This window comes from Nostoc sp. (assembly GCF_036917975.1).
In the GTDB taxonomy this organism is placed as follows: domain Bacteria; phylum Cyanobacteriota; class Cyanobacteriia; order Cyanobacteriales; family Nostocaceae; genus Nostoc.
Genome location: NZ_JBALEJ010000004.1, coordinates 208931 through 229154 on the forward strand (window position 1 = coordinate 208931; position 20224 = coordinate 229154).

Sequence of the window (20224 nt, forward strand, 5' to 3'; positions counted from 1 at the left end):
GAGAGGGACAGACTTGAACTTTAGTTCAAGGCAGGGAGAGGTTCGTCGAACTCACGTTAAATATGGTGACTGCGAAATGAAAGCGTCAAAATAGAAGACACAGGCTTTATACAAAAAGCCTTGCCTTGATTAACGGAGTTTATTATCAGTGGTATTACAAGTACAAACAAGCACCTACGAAGCTAAAACTCAAGAAATTGCTAAACAACTTCTAGCAGCAACCCAGGAAAATCGTTCGTTTTTTTCTTCCCTACGGGATCAAATGCGCTGGGATGATAAATTACTAGCTTGGGCGATGAGTAATCCTGGCTTGCGGGTGCAACTATTTCGCTTTATAGATACACTACCTGCTTTACACAGTAAATCAGAAATTGCCTCACATTTACAAGAATATCTCGGCGATGAATCTGTAGAATTACCGGCAGCTTTGAAGGGGATGCTTAACTTTGCTAATCCCGACTCTGTACCAGGACAAGTTGCTGCTACAACCGTTGGTACAGCAGTTGAGACTCTCGCCCATAAATATATTTCTGGGGAAAATATTAAACAAGTCATCAAAACAGTTGAACGATTGCGAAAAGAGAAAATGGCTTTCACCATCGACTTACTTGGTGAAGCGGTGATTACCGAGGCCGAAGCGCAGTCTTATCTAGAACGCTATCTAGAATTAATGCAACAATTGGTGGAAGCATCGAAGAATTGGGCTGCTATCCCGGCTATTGATGAGGCTGATGGCGAAGCAATCCCAAAAGTTCAGGTTTCTGTGAAATTAACGGCGTTTTATTCCCAATTTGACCCATTAGATGCTAAAGGTAGTGAGGATAGAGTTAGCGATCGCATTCGTACTCTCTTACGTCGTGCTAAAGAGTTGGGCGCAGCTGTGCATTTTGATATGGAACAGTATGCCTATAAGGATATAACTCTCAGCATCCTGAAAAAACTATTACTAGAAGAAGAGTTTCGGCAACGTACAGATATTGGCATCACAATTCAAGCATATCTGCGTGATAGTGAGCAAGATGTCAAAGACGTAATTTCTTGGTTGAAACAGCGCGGTTATCCCCTAACAATCCGTTTGGTGAAAGGCGCATATTGGGATCAAGAAACCATCAAAGCAGCCCAAAAGCATTGGAAACAGCCGGTTTACAACGATAAAGCCGCAACTGATGCTAACTTTGAAACCATCACTCAGTTGTTGCTAGAAAATCATCAATATGTGTATTCTGCCATTGGTAGCCATAATGTGCGATCGCACTCTCGCGCCATTGCCATCGCTGAAAGTTTAAATGTCCCTCGCCGTCGCTTTGAATTACAAGTCCTGTACGGTATGGGTGATAAAGTCGCCAAGGCGTTGGTTGACAGAGGTTATCGGGTAAGAGTTTACTGTCCCTACGGTGAATTATTACCTGGAATGGCGTATTTAATTCGGCGGTTGTTGGAAAATACCGCTAACAGTTCTTTTTTACGGCAAAATCTCGAAAATCGACCAATTGAAGAATTATTAGCGCCGCCGATTGTCAAAGAAGAGAAAAAGTCTTTAACTCCTAATGTACAGACGCGATTAATCGCGTCTCTGCAAACTCCTAACTCTCATTTCCTCGGTGCGGCTGATACCGATTACGCCCAGGAAGAGGTGAGAACAAAGACGGCGCAAGCTTTCCAAAATGTTCGCCAACAGCTGGGTAAAACTTATTTACCTCTAATTAATGGCGAGTATGTTAACACGCCAGAATTTGTTGATTCTCTCAATCCTTCTAATTTCAGTGAGGTAATTGGTAAAGTTGGGTTGATTAGCGTTGAACAGGCGGAACAGGCGATGCAAGCTGCGAAAGCGGCGTTTCCTGGGTGGAAGAAAACACCAGCCAAAGAACGCGCTGATATTTTGCGGAAAGCGGGTGATTTGCTAGAAGAACGCCGCGCCGAACTTTCAGTTTGGATAGTTTTGGAAGTTGGTAAACCAGTTAAAGAAGCTGATGGAGAGGTTTCGGAAGCGATAGACTTCTGTCGGTACTACGCTGACGAGATAGAACGGTTAGACAAAGGTGTGAATTACGACATAGCTGGTGAAACCAATCGTTATATTTACCAGCCACGGGGGATTGCTGTAGTGATTTCTCCCTGGAATTTCCCGCTAGCGATCGCTTGTGGAATGACTGTCGCAGCTTTGGTTTCAGGCAATTGTACTCTCCTCAAACCTGCGGAAACATCTTCTGTAATTACGGCAAAACTCACAGAAATTTTGATAGAAGCTGGTTTTCCTAAAGGTGTATTTCAATACGTACCTGGTAAGGGTTCTCAAGTTGGCGCTTATTTGGTAAATCATCCAGATACTCATGTGATTGCTTTTACGGGTTCCCAAGAGGTCGGCTGTAGAATTTACGCAGAAGCGGCAACACTGAAACCTGGACAAAAGCACATGAAGCGGGTGATTGCGGAAATGGGCGGCAAGAATGCCATTATTGTCGATGAAAGTGCTGATTTAGACCAAGCTGTTGTCGGGGTAGTGCAATCGGCATTTGGTTACAGCGGCCAAAAATGTTCTGCTGCTTCCAGGGTGATTGTGTTACAACCGATTTATGATGCCTTTGTGCAGCGATTGGTGGAAGCGACAAAATCCTTAAATATTGGGGAAGCAGAGTTGCCAAGTACCCAAGTTGGGCCAGTAATTGATGCTAATGCCCGCGATCGCATCCGCGAGTATATTGAGAAGGGTAAGGCAGAAGCACAACTAGCATTGGAATTACCAGCACCCGAACAAGGATATTTTATCGGGCCAGTCATCTTTAGTGAAGTATCGCCAAATGCGGTAATTTCCCAACAAGAAATTTTTGGCCCAGTGCTGGCGGTAATTCGGGTGAAAGATTTCTCAGAAGCGTTAGCAGTCGCCAACGGGACAAACTACGCCTTAACTGGCGGACTTTATTCTCGAACACCTTCGCACATTCAGCAGGCGCAGACAGAATTTGAAGTTGGTAATTTGTACATTAACCGCAATATTACCGGAGCGATCGTTGGACGGCAACCCTTTGGGGGATTCAAACTTTCTGGAGTAGGTTCTAAAGCAGGCGGCCCTGATTATCTGCTGCAATTTTTGGAACCACGCGCGGTGACAGAAAATATTCAGCGCCAAGGTTTTGCACCAATTGAAGGTGCAGAGTGAACGATAAAAGTAGGTAGTAGTCTGTCAAATTCCCTTTAGAGACGGCGATTTATTGCATCTCTCTAACCGTCAAAATGAATTTGACAGACTAGTACACCACGGCGTAAATAGACATACCATTCAAAATTTCTGAAAACCTTATGCTCTATTCATTTTGAATTTTGTTAGCGCAGCGTAAAGCCTGCGGCATGGCTTCGCTTAGAGCGAGTCCGCGAGCGTCATTTTGAATTTTGAATTCCGCCTTGCGGTACTAGTAGGGCGTATGTCCTATCTATTAGGGAACTCCAAGAAATAAATTATCCAATATTGTGGGGTGGGCATCCTTTGATATGGCGGGCGAGACGCCCACCCCACAAGAGTTAATTGGATATTTTTTATTTGTCAGTCCCTTAGACATAGGAGTAAAAATGAATGTAGAGACGTTATATATAACGTCTCTACATAGGTTTCAGGTAACTGATCATTAATTTCACCAGATGTCTATTGTATATATGAACCCCACAGATACAGAGAACAATGAGTAATTTAATTATAAAAATTGCTGAATTTCCTCAAGATTTTCCGGCAATTCAAGCAATTAGAAAATCAGTTTTTCAAGAAGAACAAGGTGTAGACCCCGCTTTAGAATTTGATGGCAAAGATGAAATATCTACTCATCTAATTGCTTATTTAAATGGTGAAGTTGTGGGTACTACCAGAATCAGATATTTGGATGAAAAAACTGCCAAAATAGAAAGGCTTGCTGTTTTACCGACAGCTAGAGGGCAGGGTATTGGTAAAAAAATTATGGAAAATGCTCTACAAGTGATAGCTAACAAAAATATTCCCGAAGTAATGGTTCATGCTCAAGAATATATAAAAGATTTATACAAAAAATTGGATTTTGTCGAAGAAGGAGAAATATTTGAAGAAGCCAGTATTCCCCATATCACAATGAGGAAAATTTTCTCACATTCTAAGTGACAATGTATTGTATATTCTTACAAAATCCTTAAATTGTGTAGGTTGAGTTGAGGAACGAAACCCAATATTTCTAGGACTTTGTTGGGTTGCGCTTTGCTTCACCCAACCTACAATTTTTCACAAAGCCAAGCGTATTGCTTTATAAAGGAGAGGGAAGCTATAGACAGGATGAAGTTTTGCATTTTATTTAATCCACGTTCCTATTCGGTCATGAAAAAATGTATTTTTATGACCCAGGTAAAATTTGCTCCCCCATCTCACTCATCTCCCAGATGCGCTGAATTTGGTAGAAACAGAGTGAACTGACTACCCTTTCCTAGAGTTGATGTCACGGTAACATCTCCACCATGCAAACGTGCTAATTTGCGTGTTAATGCTAAACCTAAACCAGTGCCTTCATACTGCCGATTTAACCGACTATCAAGTTGTTTAAACGGTTCAAATAGAAATTTAAACTGACTTGAGTCTATACCAATTCCCGTATCTGAAACTGTAAACGTTATCCCTTGCGGTACTTTTTTGACTAGCAGTGATACCTGGCCGGCTGGGGTGAATTTAATGGCATTGGTGAGCAGGTTGAGTAGCATTTGCTTGATACGCCGCTCATCAGCAATGCAAATATCCTCTTCTAGGTCAATTTTACAGGTAAGTTGCAATCCCTTTTCTAAGGCGCGATCGCGCACTGTCCAAATGGCATAATTACATAAATCGGACACTGGCAAAGATGACAGCAACAGTTCCTCTTTACCTGCTTCTACCTTAGATAAATCGAGAATATCGTTAATCAGCTCTAGCAGATGTTCACCACTACTATATATGGAACTTACATATTCGTTCTGCTTTTCATTGAGAGAGCCAACTATTTCTTGTTGTAGCAACTGCGACAAACCCATAATTGCATTCAGAGGTGTCCGCAACTCATGGCTCATGGTTGCTAAAAATTCACTTTTTGCCCGACTGGCGGCTTCTGCTGCTTCTTGAGAGGCACGTAGTTTCAACTCAGTTTGCTTACGTTCAGTAATATCCTCAATCATCGCTAAAAAAAACTCGGGTTCACCATTGCTGCCTGGTATAACAGAAACAGAGATATGAGTCCAAACTAAGTTACCATTTTGATGCAAGCAGCGTCTTTCCATCTCAATGTGATGTGTTTGGCCAAGCTGTTCCTGATGTTTCGAGCCTTGAAAGCCGTCTCTCGAACTTCTCTTTAAATCTGTGTGAATTCCTGACATCAGTTGTTTGTAAAGTTTTAAATCCCCCCTTTCTGTGGAAATGTAATCGGTAAAGGTCTTGCCATATAGCTCTTCTCGGCTGTATCCTAAAATCTCACACAATGCTACATTAGCATCGACTATCTGCGCTTTCATATCTATAAGTCCAATACCGATAGAGGAACGCTCAAAAATCGCTCTAAATTGCGCTTCACTTTGTCGCAGCGCTTCTTGCACGACATTTCGCTCGCTTGCTTCTATCGCCAGCGTCACAAAATCTGCAATCGAGCCGGCAAAAGTCTCTTCTTCCAAAGTCCATTGGCGACCCTTGCCTATGTGTTCATGACACACTACGCCTATCAAACGACCCTCTAGCCAAATTGGTGCATCTAGTAGCGATGTAATGCCGATAGCTGAAAGATAAGACTTAGATAATTCTTGAGTTCTGATATCGTTTATGGCATCATCTGCGGCTATAGTACGTTCCTCTTCTAAAGCCTGGAAATAAACTGGATAATTTGTTTTTAAAAGCGAGTTACCAGAGGTATGCTCCTTAGTCCTCACATCATACAAATCAATACACTCGATTTTAGAACGTTCTTCATTATACAACCATACGCCAACTCGCTCGACTAAGAGCGTCCCAGCAGTAGTTTCTGTGATTTCTCTCAACACGGCATTGAGATTACCTTGCTGAAATGTCTTGCTTCTTGCTAGTTGTACCAGTGTTTGGCTTTGTTTTCGCCGACTATGCTCTTTGATTTTTAAAGCCTCTTGGGTCTGGTTGTACTCTGTAATATCTCTAGCTGACACCACTTGCATTAATTGCCCTCAAGAAGAAATAATGTTGGCTTGCTCTACGCAAAAAGTAAAACTGTCTTTGTATAACTACAACTACTTGATATGGTTTTTCATAACCGGAAAGTATAATTTTTCTAACCAAATTTTATGATTCTGGCTAACGAGTTCTAAGCTAGATTTTGCTGATTACTTCTATTACTTCATACCAGTAATTTTTGCCAGGGGATAATTAGCATTGTAATGATCTTAAGTATTAAGTAATTCTACTATCAAGTAATTCCACTATCAATGAAGATACTGTTAATTAGTATAATGTTTTGAACTTAGTTTTAAGGACTGAGAACTGGAAAAATCTTTGTTAATCCTTAATATTTGATATTTAATTCTTAATATTTAATCCCTAATCTTCAGTCTCCAGTCTCCAATGCCCAATTAAAGTTATTGCTTAGTGCTGACTACTAAAACACCCTTGATTCTCCTAGAGAAAGATACCTAATGACTCATATTTTGTCAAAATCAAGGTAACGGCAGCTTTTATGGAGGTGGAGCGATGACGGATAATGATGTGAGAATTGTTTCCCTGATTCCCGGTGGAACAGAGACTTTAGCAGCACTAGGGTTGGTTGATGCTATTGTGGGGCGATCGCACGAATGCGATTACCCTCCAGAAATCCACAATCGCCCCATTTGTACCCAAGCACGTTTAAACTCCAATGCCTCCAGCAGCCAGATTAACGATGAAGTGAACAAATTATTGCAATCTGCTCTTAGTATTTATGAAATCAAAACAGATGTTTTAGAGCAGTTGCAGCCTACTCACATTCTCACTCAAGACCAATGCGATGTTTGTGCTGTCAGTTTACACGAAGTTGAAAAGGCAGTTGCCACACTCGTTGACAGTAAACCTCAGATTATTTCTTTACAACCCAATATTCTCCAGGATGTTTGGACTGATATTGAACGAGTCGGCAACATTTTTGGTGTAGACTCGGTAAAAGTCTTAGAAAATTTAGAAGCCCGCGTCAAAATTTGTCACCACCGAATCCAAGGACTTTCTTTACATGAACTCCCTACTGTCGCCTGTATCGAGTGGACTGATCCTTTGATGGTCGCTGCAAATTGGATTCCTGAATTAGTTAACTTAGCAGGAGGACAGTCTCTATTTTGCGCTACAGGTCAGCCTTCTCCTGTCTTGCCGTGGGAAACTCTATTAACAACGAATCCAGATGTAATTGTTTTTATGCCTTGTGGGTTTGATTTAAATCGCACTCGCCAAGAAGCCCAGTTGTTAACTCAACGCCCAGAGTGGGAAAAACTACATGCGACTGAAGCTGGTAGGGTCTACATCACTGATGGCAATTCTTACTTCAATCGCCCAGGGCCTCGACTGGTAGATTCTCTAGAAATTTTGGCAGAAATTTTGCATCCAGAAATTTTTCAATACGGCTACAAAGGAACTGGCTGGGAAACTTTGTGAGGAAGAATTCAGGAGTCAGAATTCAGGAGTCAGAATTACACATATCCGAAAAAGAATGTAGAGACGTAGCACTGCTACGTCTCTACAAGGGTTATGGGTAACGCATATTTAATTTCTGGAGATGTCTATTCAGTATTCAGTAGGAATTCAAGTCTTTGGAGAATTCCAATCCTCCACAAAGAGTAATTCTGATTCCAATACAGTTCAGAATGAGCAACAAAACACTTGTAGAGACGGCGATTTATCGCGTCTCGAAAACCCAAAATTGTTGCCAGTCGCCCTTAACCCAAGCGTATTGATTCAGAATTCAGAATTCAGAATTCTGAATTCTTCTTTAGGGTGTTTCTTCAGAATCTACCGATGGTTCATTGTTAAATAACAGCAAGCGTGCAGCAAGGATGGCAAATCCGACAGCCGCGATCGCTTTTAGAACGCGTGTAGGTAATAATTCTGCTACTGCACCCCCTGCTAACGATCCCAACAAGCTTGTCAACAGCAATGCACCTGCTGCACCAAAAAACACTGCACGCGGAGAATTACAACGCCCTGAAAGTGCGATCGCTGCTAGCTGACTTTTGTCACCCAATTCTGATAAAAAAACCGTAATAAAGCTCAGTCCTAAAAGATGCCAATCCATATAATTAATGGGGAGTGGGGAATGGGGAATGGGGAGTGGGGAATAGGGAAGATGAGGGAGGTGGGGGAGATGAGAGAGAATAACTACTAACTCCTAACTTCTAACTAACCTTGGAATACATCCCAAAACAGCATTAAGGAAATTACCAACAACATTACGCCTGCTGATTTTTCTACAGTTTTTGGGCTGAGTCGGCTGGCTATCCAACTACCTAAAAGCACACCTAATAAGCTGGTAGTTATCAGCGCCGCCGCCGAACCGATAAATACCACCCACGGTGAATGAGATTCTGCACTCATTAACAGAGTGGATAGCTGAGTTTTATCTCCAATTTCTGCTAGAAAAATAGTTATAAAAGTTGTACCAAAAACTACTAGCACTGATTGCTGCTTTTGAGGACTATCGGCAACGACAGGATCAACTGATGGAGCGATCGCAGGAGTTAAGTTAAAATCATTGCTGTCTTTTAGTTCTAGCTCAACCTCAGACTGAGTTATGCCAGAAATGCCCAAAGGTGCAGAGTCAAGTTTCACAGGTAGTAGTTTTGGTTGCTAGGGTGCTTTCATATTTCTATCATATTCTCAGATTGTTGTAATAAATTGCAACTTCACAGATAGAGATAAAAAATTATCAAGTGTCTTTACTTCCTTGCATACTGCTTACAGCCCAACAGCTTGATTAAAGCGTAGTATTTCCAGACTGCGATCGCCGTATACTCCTTCTATTTGCTGGCGACAGCAGTCAATAGCAAAATCGTTGACTTCTTCTGGTTCAACCCCATACATATCTTGAAACACTTCTGATTCCACACGGCAGAACCGAGGACGACTTAAGTAGATGCGACATTCTCGTGTGGTATGGTCGAAATTAACGCACCATCCCCCTTCGCCTACCATGCTGAGGTAGAGTTCTAGTTCTGGTGGTGAGAGATACTCTTCTAAGTCTGGACGATCTGCTGGATCGAGATTGCAGCAGGCTCCACATTGCTTTACACATTGCCAAGTTGACATTTTGGATTGGGGATTGGGGACTGGGGACTGGGGACTGGGGATTGGGGATTAGGGACTGGGGATTGGGGATTAGGGACTGGGGACTGGGGATTGGGAACCAATACGGTTCGGTTAAGGTTTTTTGTGAAAATTCGAGATCACAAAAATACGATAAATCGCCATCAAAACGAAAGACTGATTATTGTAGAGACGGCGATTCATCGCGTCTCTTGCATTAACCGAACTAGTCCCCCAGTCCCCAATCCCCAATCCCCCTATTTTACGTTTTTATGTCTTTTCTTATAATTTTGTTAAGTAAATTAAATCTAACAACCCGTAGCCAGATATGATATATTGCGGGTTTTGTAATTAAGTTATTGAATTTTTTAAGGCAATTGAAAGGAGAAAAGGAAAAATGTTTGATGCTGTGTCTGACTTGTTTAACGCTTTTACCAGTATCAATTGGGAAGTTATCTTCCAATTGCTGTCCGTGGCGCTAATTGTGATTGCTGGCCCAGCAGTAATCTTTGTGCTGGCATTTCGCAACGGCAACCTATAAGAGTGCTGAGTGCTGATTCAGAGTTAGGAGTGAGGAGTTAAGAGTGAGGAATTAAATTTTCTTCTCAACTCATACTCGGAACTCATAAATCAGCACTCGCAGTGTCACATTCACAAGTAATAAGTTAATTAACAACTCCAAACTCCAAACTCCAAACTCCTAACTCTTAACTCCTAACTCTTAACTGATAACGCCTGAAGGGCAGCTTGGATAATATTGTCATACTGTGGTTGAGAAATATCAACTTCTTTGGCGTTTTGCCGATTAGTGCCCAGCAAACCAATTATATGTCCTGGCTGCATAGCTAATACTTTGCCTTCAGAATTTTTAATTCTTAATTCTGCTTCAATACCGTTTTTATAGAAACCACAAGTATACTGTCGCTGGTTATATTCAAAGTTGGTGCTTGACTGAATAGGTGGCGAAGCAAAAAATTGTTGAAGCTGAATTGGCAACCTGACACCAATTAACTCTAGTTCAATGGTAGTGTTGCCGTTAAAGTAATTTTCTCGCAGTTTGTAAGCAACATCCACTCGCGGTGGTAAACGGAAGTAGTCGCCCCAACGCCAGGCGATCGCTTTAATTTTATACTCCTGATTATCAATAGTTTGAGCAATTGTCAATTTAATGTGACCCTTACCAACAATTTTTTGCTCAACCACTTGGACATTAGGTGTCCAGAAAACGGGATCGGGGTTGTCCATACCGCAGGGGTGTAGGGCATTAAGCTGTTGATAAAGCTGCTGATTGATGTGATTGAGGTTGACTTCGGCATCAATTTTGAGCAGAGGCTTAAGATGCTGGGGTTCAAGACACTGGTTAGCAAACTCAATCAAACGCGATCGCACCATCGGTAAATTCTCTGTGGGTAGAGAGAATCCCCCGGCTGCTTTGTGTCCACCAAATTTGCCTAGTAAATCGTGACAATACTCCAAAGCTTCAAATACATGAAACTCTGGAATTGAGCGTGCTGAACCGCGTATATGTCCCTCATCCTCGTAAGTACCGATGAACACGGGAACACCGTAGCGTTCCACCAAACGGGAGGCGACAATCCCAATAACGCCGTGATGCCAATTTGGTTGAACAACAATTAATACACGGTCATCTTGTAGAGACGTTGCATGCAACGTCTCTACATAAGCGATCGCTTCTTGTTCAATTTGCTGACACATCTCCTGGCGAGAGGCGTTGACTTGTTCGCACTGCATTGCTCTTTCCAGCGCCACTCCCATATCATCTGTAGTCAGCAATTCAATCACAGTCTGGGGATTACCAATCCGACCAATAGCATTAATTCGCGGCCCCAGACGAAAACCAATATCTTCAGGCTTTAACGATTTTGGATTTTGGATTTTGGATTTTGGATTGGAGATTTTCTCCTCTGCTCCCCTGCTCCCCTGCTCCCTTGCTTCCCCTGCTCCCCCTGCTCCCTCATCCCTCGCCTGCACTCCACCTACCTGAATCAACGCCTGTATGCCAGGTAAGTGGGATTTGGGTAAATGCTGTAAACCACGTTTCACCCAACGGCGATTTACACCAGTTAAGGGGGCTAAATCTGCGATCGTTCCCAGTGTAAACAGCGCTAGCATCGGTTGGATCAACCCCTTAGTCGCCCCTAGCTGTTGCGCTAGAGACACTGCCAAAATGTAAGCGACACCAACACCAGCAACACCCCGATAAGGTGAGGATTCAGCTATTAGTTTGGGGTTGAGGATAGCATTAGCCGGCGGTAATTTTTGCGGGATATCATGATGATCGGTGATAATTACTGCAAGACCAAGTTCTCTAGCTCTAGCAACTGGTTCAAACGCAGAGATACCATTATCGACAGTGAGAATTAGCCCTACACCTTCACTGTGGAACTCTTCAACTATGCGTTTATTAATACCGTAGCCTTCATGCATCCGGCTGGGAATAGCATAATCTACTTGTGCGCCTAAAGTGCGGAGACTACGCAAAAGTAGAGCTGTGCTGGTCATACCATCAGCATCATAATCACCACAAATAGCAATTTTTGTTTGAGAAGCGATCGCATTTTCCAACAACTCCAAACTAATCGCCAAATCTGGGAAATCTTCTAACGGCGAAGGCAAAACTAAAGACTCTGGCTCTAAAAATGCTTGTACCTGTTCTGGTGTTTCCATACCCCGATTAATCAACAGCTGGCTGACAATGGGTGAAATATTTGTCAAAGCCGCCAGATTTTGGGCAAATTCTGGTTTTTGCGGATAAATCTGCCAGCGCTGATCGGGTAAGCGTCGGCGAGGCTTTGATAGTTCAGAGACAGGTCGGTCTAGCACAATAAAAGTTAGGAGTTAAAAGTTAGGAATTAAAAGTTAAGAGTTTTGAATTAAAAGTTATTTCTTAACTGATAACTGATAACTCCTAACTCCTAACTTGTCTGTTAAAACACGTTTATCCTACCATCATCCATAATATATAACGAGCGATCGCCCGGAGAGCGCCAAGTCGGACGGAGTTCGAGCCGCAACGTGCCAAAGTTAGGTTTGGAGACAATTGCTTGTAGTGATAAACCCTTTTCGCTCCAAAATATCAGAGATGTATTTGGTTCAGTACCCTCTATTTGTTCTAGATTTAATTTCTGCCCTGGACTCAAGGATATTGCATCAGTCCTGGAGGGTTTTTGAATTTTTATCGGGTTAGGTGTGCTATTTATAACTTCAACCCGAATATATTGCCCAGGTGTAAACTGAATTGGGTGCGACCCACACTTAGAGGCACAAGTTCGAGCTAAAGTAGCACTGGGATTATTGATTGCTGCTACTAGAATGGTAGCTGCAACTAAAGCAAATGAAAGAGGCTTAAACATAATACACAGTATAAGTACTAAACTGAAATATTACTTCAATTTCGTATTATCAAGCCTCAGTATTTTTTCCAGAATTACTTTGGTAATTTCCAGTTATTAAATTACTAATTACGAATTATTTTTTATAAACATCTCCTCTCGCACCAATGGCATAAATTTCGATGTCTCTCGAATCAATATCAACTGTAAAAATAATTCTGTTTTTACCTATACGTAGTCTGTAAAATCCCTCCCAATCACCTTTCATCTTTTTGATATCTAGTTCTGTAAACGGGATAATACCTTGGTCTTCGACAGCAATAACAATTTGGTTTATTTGCTCCCGAATATTTTCGACATCTTCGGGATTGGCTTTTTCTAAAATTTTAATCGCTTTTTTGCGAAATTTTATTGCCATATCTTACCCAATCGGTCATATCAATTACTTCATCCTCAGCATCATCTGAAGGTACACCAAATTCGGCTTCAAGTTCGCGTTGCTCATCATCACTTATGTAAGGAATGAGAATTTGGCAGAGTCGAAGTCTTTCTTCTTGCAGAACTTCACGCATAGTTTCTTTAATCAATGCTTTTAATTCTTGAATTTCCACCGTACGCCTTTTATTTATGGTTATATGTATACATATATTACCTAATATCAGCTTTTAGTGGGGGGGAATTTATACGAAAAAACAAACTGCAAAAGTTTGGGGATTTCTTTCAAGGTATAAATTTCAGTAGATAGAAGTATTTTTAAGGGGACATTGAGTTAACTAGATTTAGAGAAAAGGGAAAGGTTTTGATAATAGTCGCTCACAACTGAACTTGGCTTTTACCTTTCCCCTTCTGCTGTGATGCCTCTTTAACCGAAACGTCCACTGATATAATCTTCAGCTTCTTTAGTTTGAGGAGAACTAAACATTTGCGCTGTGGGATTAAACTCAACTAATTTCCCACGACGTTTGCCATGCTCGTCAATTTCTGTATTGAAGAAAGCCGTGAAATCTGCCACTCTCGAAGCTTGCTGCATATTGTGTGTCACCATAATAATGGTGTATTGCTCCTTAAGTTCTAAGCAGAGTTCTTCTACTTGGCGGCTAGAAATTGGGTCGAGAGCAGAACATGGTTCATCCATTAATAATACATCTGGTTTCATGGCGATCGCACGGGCAATGCAAAGTCGTTGTTGTTGTCCGCCAGATAATGCAGTTCCCTTCTCTTTGAGTTTATCCTTGACTTCATCCCAGATAGCAGCGCGTCTGAGAGAATCTTCTACCAATTCATCAACGTTACCTTTATAACCGTTCGCACGCGGGCCAAAGGAAATATTTTCGTAGATTGACTTCGGGAAAGGATTTGGTCTTTGAAAAACCATTCCAACTTGGCGGCGCAATTTTACAGAATTTATCTTCGGAGCGTAAATATTGCGATCGCGATAATTTAGTCTACCTTCAACCTTAGCACCAGGAATTAAATCATTCATCCGGTTGAAGCAACGCAGCAAGGTACTTTTACCACATCCTGAAGGGCCAATAAAAGCAATAATTTGTTTATCAGGAATCTTTATATAGACATCTAAAAGTGCCAGAAATCCACCGTAATAGACCTTCACACCTTCTACATTGAAGACGCTATTACTTTCGTCGATTGTGGCACTATCTGATTTAATTTTATTATTGCTATAAGTCATTTGGTTTAACTCCTAATATCTGTGAATATATCCAATTAGATATTTAATTACCTAATTTATTGAGAAGCGTTGCCGAATATAAATTGCTACACCATTTAAAACTAAAATCAAGAGTAACAACGCAATAATTGTGGCTGCTGCTGCACTAGCAAAACCCGGTTCAGGACGAGTTATATAACTGTAAATTTGAATGGGTAATGCCATAAATCTCTGAAACAAACCAGGGTTAAAGGTGAGAAAACCCACAGCACCTACAACAATCAGAGAGGCTGCATCACCAATAGCGCGGGATACAGAGATAATCACCCCCGTCAGAATACCGGGAATAGCATAGGGTATGACATGATTGCTGATAGTTCGCCATTTTGTCACACCTAATCCGTAAGAAGCATTTCTCAGGGAATCTGGGACAGCGCGAATAGCTTCTCTAGCTGTCACAATAATTACTGGTAAAGACAACAAAGATAAAGTCAATGCACCGGAAATCAAAGCGGGGCCAAACCCAAGCAAATAATTGAAAACCCCTAAACCCAGCAATCCATAAACAATAGAAGGTACACCCGCCAAATTACTGATATTAATCTCAATAATTGCTGTCCACCAAGCTTTAGGTGCATACTCTTCTAGATATAAAGCTGCTCCGACACCAATGGGGACGGTGACTAAAATCACAACCAGCCCTAAAAGAATGCTGCTGATAATTGCAGGGCGGATACCACCTTGGTCAGGAAAACGAGAAGGAGTTTCCGTGAGAAAGCCGGGTGACAAAAATCTGCCTAATCCGTCTTTAAAAATATCAAAAAGTAGCAAAGCTAGGACAAATAAACCAATCAGCAATCCTAACAAAAAAAGTACTTCAAATACTTTACCTAATGTCTCCCTACTTTCAACATTATCGGTAAATTCTGCCGCAGAATCTAGAGAATCATCTTGTTGATAACTTGTAGTCATATCTATTTAGTCGTATTTTTCTTTAAAGCGATTAGCAATCCAGTAACTAACAATATTCAGAGCAAGGGTAAGTAGAAATAGAACAGCGCCTACAGCATATAATGTCTTAAAATTAAGACTACCACGCGGACTATCTCCACCAGAAATTTGTGCCATGTAGGCTGTCATTGTTTCTACTGATTCCGCAAAGTTAATAGTTAGTCTTGGTTGCTGTCCGGCGGCGATGAGGACAGTCATTGTTTCACCCACAGCTCGAGAAATACCCAATATAATTGAGGCTATAATTCCAGAAAGCGCGGCTGGTAGAACTACTTTAAAAATGGTTTCCAGTTTAGTAATACCTAAAGCATAAGCTCCTTCTCGCAATGAGCGTGGAACTGCTCGAATAGCATCTAAGCTGATAGAACTAACAGTAGGAGTAATCATTACCCCCATCATTAAACCCGCACTCAAAGCGTTGAATATTTCCAGAGGGATAACATTCCGCAGCAATGGTGTAAGGAACAACAGCGCAAAGTAACCATATACTACTGTAGGTACTCCCGCCAAAAGTTCCACTGCTGGACGCAAAATTGCTGCTACTTTGGGTTGAGCATACTCACTTAAATAAATGGCAGAAGATAAACCTAAAGGAATAGCAACTGCCATTGCAATAGCTGTAGTTAAGAAAGTGCCATTAATCAAAGGCCAAACACCAAAATGTCTATCGGCAAATAAAGGTGTCCATTTAGTATCAAGAAAGAATTGGGCAAAGGAAACATCTTGGAAAAAACTGAATGTCTCCTGAAAAATAATTACGACAATACCAAAGGTAGTCAAAACCGAGACTAAAGCACAAGCAAATAAAATCACCGCAATAATCTTTTCGGAAATGTCTTCCGAGGCATTTTTCTCCAGTGACTCTCTGGATTGTAGATAAGGAGCATCTTGAAAATTGGTATTTTGCATAAACAATTAACTTCTCACTAAAACTAAACTACAATACCTGAGACTTAAATTAAATGAAGTTTGTGATCGGTTCACCTGGTTTTGCTTTTTTAAACTTTGTCCCAGTTTCACCACTAGCAAATTTTTGTTTGACTTTGACGTAAGCTTCATCAGGTAATGCTACATAACCAACACTATCTACCCACTTCCAAGAATTTTCTAGATAAAAATCTACAAATTCTTTTACTGCTGGCTTAGTATCTAAGGATTTTTTACTGACATAGATGAAGAGAGGACGAGACAAAGGTGTATAGATGTTTTTAATTACATTATCCACCGGAACTGGTTTTTCACACTTTCCTGTAAGACTTTCTACAGCAACTAAATTCAGTTTGTCTTGATTTTGAATGTAGTAAGATATCCCTACATAACCCAAGGCTGATACATCACCTGAAACTCCTTGTACGAGAAGGTTTTGATTCTGAGTGGCAGTGTAGTCTGTACGGCCATTCTTGGCTTTGCCAGTCACGGCTTGAGTCATATAATCGAATGTTCCTGTATCAGAAGATGGAGCATAAAGCTTCAGCTTTTCCTTAGGAAACTTGGGATTGACTTGATTCCATGCCAATATTTTGCCGTCTGATTTACCGCCCCAAATTGTACCTAGTTCCTTAATAGTTAGACATTTGGCAAAGTTATTTTTACGGTTGGCAATCACGGCAATGCCATCTAAAGCTACAGGTAACTCTACAAATTTAATATTCTTACTTTCACATTTTTTGATTTCTTCATCTCTAATGGTGCGAGAAGCACCAGCTATATCAATATCGCCATTACAAAATTTACTGAAACCACCGCCAGTACCACTTGAGGCAACGCTTACTTTAGCTTCAGGTTTAACTTTACCGTATTCTTCTGCAACTGCTAAAGAAATGGGAAAACCTACAGCTGCACCATCAATGCTCACCTGACTTTTCTTTTCCTCATTACTGCTACAAGCAGTGATACTGCTGGCAATAATCATTAAAAACGTCAGTAAGAAGCTATTCTTGAATCTGCTACGAAAGCTCATAAATTATCAATTGAGATAAAGTTACAGGAAATTGCTTATGCTTGGCTATCTGCAAGTAGAGAATGCTGCATGAAAAAATAAATATTATGCTTTGTTTGCAGCTTGCACTTTGTCAAAAATTGCTCCATCTTCAAAAAACTTTTTCTGAATAATATCCCAACCACCTAAATCTTGAGATGTAAATAAAGTTTTAATTGGCGGATGTTGTGAGGCTACTTCTTCGGTAACAGTGGGATTAACAGGACGATATTGTAATTTTGCAAATTCACGTTGAGCTTCTGTCGAGTATAGAAAATCAACAAATGCTTGTGCAACTTCTCTTGTAGCGTGTTTATCAACGTTTTTATCTACTACCGCCACAGGATTATCAATGGAAATATTCACTTGGGGTACAACATAAGGTAACTTTGTCCCATTTTTATCCGCCAAAATTACCTCGTTCTCGTAGTTAATTAAGACATCTCCCTGACCTTTTTGGAAAAATAAATCGCTTGCTTCACGGGCATCTTTTGTCAGAATAGGGGTGTTTTTATAAACTTTGGTGACATAATCTAATGCTGTGGCTTCATCACCGCCTGTTAAACTCACCGAACCCCAAAAAGCCAAGAATTCCCAAATAGCAATACCAGAAGTTTTTGGGTTAGCTGCAATCACTTTCACGCCATCTTTTGCCAAATCTGCCCAAGTATTGATACCTTTTGGATTGCCTTCGCGGGTGACGATCGCAGCCACCGATCTACTCACAATACCACTTCTCGGAGCTTTGATTTCCCAGCCTGACTTAATTAAACCTGCTTGTTGAATTTTGCTAACATCGAGGGTAAGTGCCAAGTGTACTATGTCTGCTTCTTGGGAACCGTTAATGACAGCAGACGCTTGAGCTACAGAACCACCATAACTTTGCTCAAATGTGACATTTTGGTTGTGTTCTTGCTTCCACTTTTCGATAAATTTGGGAATTATCTGGTCATGTGCGGCTTTGGTGACAGAGAATGAAACGAGTTTTAACTTAACATCATTTTTGCTAGCTGAACTGCTTCCAGAACAGGAGGCAACTGCTATACTCAAAAAAATACTTATTAAAAACAGACTTACAAAGCTTTGGATACTGCGGCCATTCAACCAACTTCTAATTGCATGTTGATAGGATAGTTGTATAGTCCGCAAAGCTTTCATGGCATAAGCCTGCATTCCTTCACTCAGGAATTTACTTAATTGTATCGATTGTTGCGACTTGCTCATTAGAATCACCCCTAAATCTACGGTATTTCTACATGGATACCGTGATTATGAGAATTATAGGGTATATAGAATAATATTTATCATCTGGATTAAATTTTTTTGATTAAGTGAGAAATTTATCATCAAAAGTAGCAAATAAATTTGATTTACCAAGGCATTTCAAAAAACGGGTTGTTCTGCTGGAAAGCGAAACAATCCGGCTATATACATAATATTTGCTAAAAAATATGTGATTAGTAATACAAAATAGTAGTGGAAACTCGACTTTCTTTAGCCACTAAAGCTTTTTTTAAAATAAAGTAGCTGCATAATAACATCTTAAGTATGATATCTAGCGATCGCGCTCATTACGACTATTATTCATTACGACTATTATTTGTATATAATATCTAGCTTTCAAAATCATCAATACTTAGGCATAAAAATTAAATAACATACAATTTATGTCCCTGGCTTACCTCACCCTCAATCCCTCTCCTTATAAAGGAGAGGGAAGCTAGTGCAATTAGTTGAATACCAACAAAGTCGAGTGAATCCTGCTGTTCTTCCTCAAATTCTAGACAAAGTTCAATCGCTTCTCTAATGCGTTCCACCAACTCATCTAAAGTTTTAGCTTGCGTATGACAACCAGGAAGATTTGGGACGGAAGCAACAAAGTAGCCATCTGCATCTCGTTCGATAATTACATTAAATTCACGCTTCATTATCAACTTCCCTAAATTTATAGATAGTATATTCTCTCATTATTGAAAGAGCGATCGCGCATCCTGTGAGAATATATAATCAAGCTATAAGATTTAAGCACTCACCAACTGAGTCAGGCGCTTCAATATACGTAGCACCTCGTACAATTCATTTCCAGGGTTTCGCATCAAAAAACCCTTTGATAAAGCATAACGCGGTGGATTTCCTTGCACTGACTTGACAAAAATAAACTCGCTTCCCGTGGCAATCATTCCAAAACTGGGTTTATCAATATACGAATTTCCTAACAGATAAGCAAGAATTTGTGCCAGTCCTTGCTCAACTGAAAAGGAAGCTCTCTTAGACTCAATAATCATCACCCATAATTGCTCTTTCAAAACTAAGGTATCTATTCTGCCTTTAATGATTACATCTTCATCTGGTACAGCAATATCTATAGATTCTTCTGATTTTACATAAAACGGGGCTAGATAAAAATCCCCAATAAAAAGTAATGGGTCTACAACTGCCATTCTAACTACATCTTCTAGTAAAGGTGGATAATTAAGAAGATTTAAATAACCCATTTTCACCTTGTCTAAAAGTTGTTTGTCTAAATCATTAATTTCTGGTAAATTTTCTTGCCATTCGTGAAAAAATGAGTCATCTAAAACTAACTGAATACCAAAGTTATCGATTAAATAGCGTAAGTCGATGACCTTTGCTTGGATTGTTTGCGTCATAGATTTTGGAAAGTAGAAAATAGGACTGACACAAAACACCTCTAAAACTCTTATTTCTCCGTGCCCTCCGCGCCTCTGCGGTAGCCTGCGGCAAGCCGTTCGCGTAGCTTCTCGTAGAGAAGCGTCTACGTTATTCCATAATAAAATAATTGTTAATTACGAATCATTTTATTGTAAATTAAAGGGTTTAAGAACCTGCAATCTACATGTAGCACCCATTTCAGTCGGGGTTTGTCTTGAGAAATCGCTCCACTTGGGATGCATCCCAAGACCGCGTTTCTCGCTAAATCCCTGTCTGAAATGTCT

General features: G+C 40.6%; 19 protein-coding genes. 4 read left to right on the plus strand and 15 right to left on the minus strand.

Features of this window, described 5'->3' with window-relative positions; translation table 11 throughout:
* Window positions 1-148: 148 nt before the first annotated feature.
* Together pruA and V7K76_RS01705 are read left to right on the plus strand one after the other, a co-directional pair.
* Window positions 149-3160 (plus strand): L-glutamate gamma-semialdehyde dehydrogenase, encoded by a 3012-nt coding sequence (pruA, locus tag V7K76_RS01700; RefSeq protein WP_334779351.1) that lies wholly within the window; start codon window positions 149-151, stop codon window positions 3158-3160.
* 516 nt (window positions 3161-3676) lie between these two features.
* Window positions 3677-4123: a GNAT family N-acetyltransferase gene (locus V7K76_RS01705; RefSeq protein WP_334952204.1), complete on the plus strand. Its 447-nt coding sequence runs from the start codon at window positions 3677-3679 to the stop codon at window positions 4121-4123.
* Between the two features lie 257 nt (window positions 4124-4380).
* Here V7K76_RS01705 and V7K76_RS01710 read toward each other — a convergent pair whose 3' ends face one another.
* On the minus strand, window positions 4381-6156 hold the full coding sequence (locus V7K76_RS01710; protein WP_334779349.1) for a sensor histidine kinase: 1776 nt from the start codon (window positions 6154-6156) through the stop codon (window positions 4381-4383).
* Window positions 6157-6685: 529 nt separating this feature from the next.
* Here V7K76_RS01710 and V7K76_RS01715 point away from each other — a divergent pair.
* Window positions 6686-7612 carry a cobalamin-binding protein gene (locus V7K76_RS01715; protein ID WP_334779348.1) on the plus strand — a complete coding sequence of 309 codons (927 nt, stop codon included), beginning with the start codon at window positions 6686-6688 and terminating at the stop codon, window positions 7610-7612.
* Between the two features lie 334 nt (window positions 7613-7946).
* Here the strand turns inward: V7K76_RS01715 and V7K76_RS01720 are convergent, their stop codons facing one another.
* The 3 genes from V7K76_RS01720 to V7K76_RS01730 form a co-directional block, all read right to left on the minus strand.
* On the minus strand, window positions 7947-8249 hold the full coding sequence (locus tag V7K76_RS01720) for a TMEM165/GDT1 family protein (RefSeq protein ID WP_334779347.1): 303 nt from the start codon (window positions 8247-8249) through the stop codon (window positions 7947-7949).
* A 104-nt stretch (window positions 8250-8353) separates the two neighbouring features.
* Complete coding sequence (locus tag V7K76_RS01725; RefSeq protein ID WP_334779346.1) at window positions 8354-8782, minus strand: TMEM165/GDT1 family protein; 429 nt, start codon at window positions 8780-8782, stop codon at window positions 8354-8356.
* 126 nt (window positions 8783-8908) lie between these two features.
* Window positions 8909-9259: a YkgJ family cysteine cluster protein gene (locus V7K76_RS01730; RefSeq protein WP_334779345.1), complete on the minus strand. Its 351-nt coding sequence runs from the start codon at window positions 9257-9259 to the stop codon at window positions 8909-8911.
* A 394-nt stretch (window positions 9260-9653) separates the two neighbouring features.
* Between V7K76_RS01730 and psb30 the strand changes: the two genes are divergently transcribed.
* Window positions 9654-9797: a photosystem II reaction center protein Ycf12/Psb30 gene (gene psb30, locus V7K76_RS01735; RefSeq protein ID WP_069068686.1), complete on the plus strand. Its 144-nt coding sequence runs from the start codon at window positions 9654-9656 to the stop codon at window positions 9795-9797.
* A 173-nt stretch (window positions 9798-9970) separates the two neighbouring features.
* On the opposite strand, the gene V7K76_RS01740 is transcribed toward psb30, so the two are convergent.
* The 11 genes from V7K76_RS01740 to V7K76_RS01790 form a co-directional block, all read right to left on the minus strand.
* Window positions 9971-12100 carry a single-stranded-DNA-specific exonuclease RecJ gene (locus tag V7K76_RS01740; protein ID WP_334779344.1) on the minus strand — a complete coding sequence of 710 codons (2130 nt, stop codon included), beginning with the start codon at window positions 12098-12100 and terminating at the stop codon, window positions 9971-9973.
* Window positions 12101-12204: 104 nt separating this feature from the next.
* Entirely contained in the window at window positions 12205-12630 is a 426-nt protein-coding gene (locus V7K76_RS01745; protein WP_334779343.1) for a hypothetical protein, read from the minus strand.
* A gap of 115 nt (window positions 12631-12745) precedes the next feature.
* Window positions 12746-13027, minus strand: coding sequence for a type II toxin-antitoxin system RelE family toxin (locus tag V7K76_RS01750; RefSeq protein WP_334779342.1), 282 nt, complete (start codon window positions 13025-13027; stop codon window positions 12746-12748).
* Window positions 12996-13220 (minus strand): hypothetical protein, encoded by a 225-nt coding sequence (locus tag V7K76_RS01755; RefSeq protein WP_334779340.1) that lies wholly within the window; start codon window positions 13218-13220, stop codon window positions 12996-12998. Before V7K76_RS01755 ends, V7K76_RS01750 begins: the two co-directional genes overlap by 32 nt.
* 251 nt (window positions 13221-13471) lie before the next feature.
* On the minus strand, window positions 13472-14299 hold the full coding sequence (gene pstB, locus V7K76_RS01760; RefSeq protein ID WP_334779339.1) for a phosphate ABC transporter ATP-binding protein PstB: 828 nt from the start codon (window positions 14297-14299) through the stop codon (window positions 13472-13474).
* Window positions 14300-14350: 51 nt separating this feature from the next.
* A complete protein-coding gene (gene pstA, locus V7K76_RS01765) occupies window positions 14351-15250 on the minus strand; it encodes a phosphate ABC transporter permease PstA (RefSeq protein ID WP_334779338.1) in 900 nt (299 codons plus the stop codon).
* A gap of 6 nt (window positions 15251-15256) precedes the next feature.
* Complete coding sequence (gene pstC / locus V7K76_RS01770; protein WP_334779337.1) at window positions 15257-16198, minus strand: phosphate ABC transporter permease subunit PstC; 942 nt, start codon at window positions 16196-16198, stop codon at window positions 15257-15259.
* A 49-nt stretch (window positions 16199-16247) separates the two neighbouring features.
* Window positions 16248-17249 (minus strand): PstS family phosphate ABC transporter substrate-binding protein, encoded by a 1002-nt coding sequence (locus tag V7K76_RS01775; protein WP_334779336.1) that lies wholly within the window; start codon window positions 17247-17249, stop codon window positions 16248-16250.
* A gap of 84 nt (window positions 17250-17333) precedes the next feature.
* Window positions 17334-18491: a sulfate ABC transporter substrate-binding protein gene (locus tag V7K76_RS01780; RefSeq protein ID WP_334779335.1), complete on the minus strand. Its 1158-nt coding sequence runs from the start codon at window positions 18489-18491 to the stop codon at window positions 17334-17336.
* A 425-nt stretch (window positions 18492-18916) separates the two neighbouring features.
* Window positions 18917-19195 (minus strand): type II toxin-antitoxin system HicB family antitoxin, encoded by a 279-nt coding sequence (locus tag V7K76_RS01785; RefSeq protein WP_334779334.1) that lies wholly within the window; start codon window positions 19193-19195, stop codon window positions 18917-18919.
* A 93-nt stretch (window positions 19196-19288) separates the two neighbouring features.
* The gene (locus V7K76_RS01790) at window positions 19289-19918 is read right to left on the minus strand and encodes a restriction endonuclease subunit R (protein ID WP_334779333.1); all 630 of its coding nucleotides are present in this window, start codon (window positions 19916-19918) and stop codon (window positions 19289-19291) included.
* Window positions 19919-20224: the final 306 nt, after the last annotated feature.

Coding starts and splice junctions, on each gene's coding strand:
- V7K76_RS01785 (WP_334779334.1), bottom strand. CDS start 19,195: ATGAAGCGTGAATTTAATGTAATTATCGAACGAGATGCAGATGGCTAC.
- pstB (WP_334779339.1), bottom strand. CDS start 14,299: ATGACTTATAGCAATAATAAAATTAAATCAGATAGTGCCACAATCGAC.
- V7K76_RS01720 (WP_334779347.1), bottom strand. CDS start 8,249: ATGGATTGGCATCTTTTAGGACTGAGCTTTATTACGGTTTTTTTATCA.
- V7K76_RS01715 (WP_334779348.1), top strand. CDS start 6,686: ATGACGGATAATGATGTGAGAATTGTTTCCCTGATTCCCGGTGGAACA.
- pstC (WP_334779337.1), bottom strand. CDS start 16,198: ATGCAAAATACCAATTTTCAAGATGCTCCTTATCTACAATCCAGAGAG.
- V7K76_RS01750 (WP_334779342.1), bottom strand. CDS start 13,027: ATGGCAATAAAATTTCGCAAAAAAGCGATTAAAATTTTAGAAAAAGCC.
- V7K76_RS01710 (WP_334779349.1), bottom strand. CDS start 6,156: ATGCAAGTGGTGTCAGCTAGAGATATTACAGAGTACAACCAGACCCAA.
- V7K76_RS01775 (WP_334779336.1), bottom strand. CDS start 17,249: ATGAGCTTTCGTAGCAGATTCAAGAATAGCTTCTTACTGACGTTTTTA.
- pstA (WP_334779338.1), bottom strand. CDS start 15,250: ATGACTACAAGTTATCAACAAGATGATTCTCTAGATTCTGCGGCAGAA.
- V7K76_RS01730 (WP_334779345.1), bottom strand. CDS start 9,259: ATGTCAACTTGGCAATGTGTAAAGCAATGTGGAGCCTGCTGCAATCTC.
- V7K76_RS01790 (WP_334779333.1), bottom strand. CDS start 19,918: ATGACGCAAACAATCCAAGCAAAGGTCATCGACTTACGCTATTTAATC.
- V7K76_RS01780 (WP_334779335.1), bottom strand. CDS start 18,491: ATGAGCAAGTCGCAACAATCGATACAATTAAGTAAATTCCTGAGTGAA.
- V7K76_RS01745 (WP_334779343.1), bottom strand. CDS start 12,630: ATGTTTAAGCCTCTTTCATTTGCTTTAGTTGCAGCTACCATTCTAGTA.
- V7K76_RS01705 (WP_334952204.1), top strand. CDS start 3,677: ATGAGTAATTTAATTATAAAAATTGCTGAATTTCCTCAAGATTTTCCG.
- psb30 (WP_069068686.1), top strand. CDS start 9,654: ATGTTTGATGCTGTGTCTGACTTGTTTAACGCTTTTACCAGTATCAAT.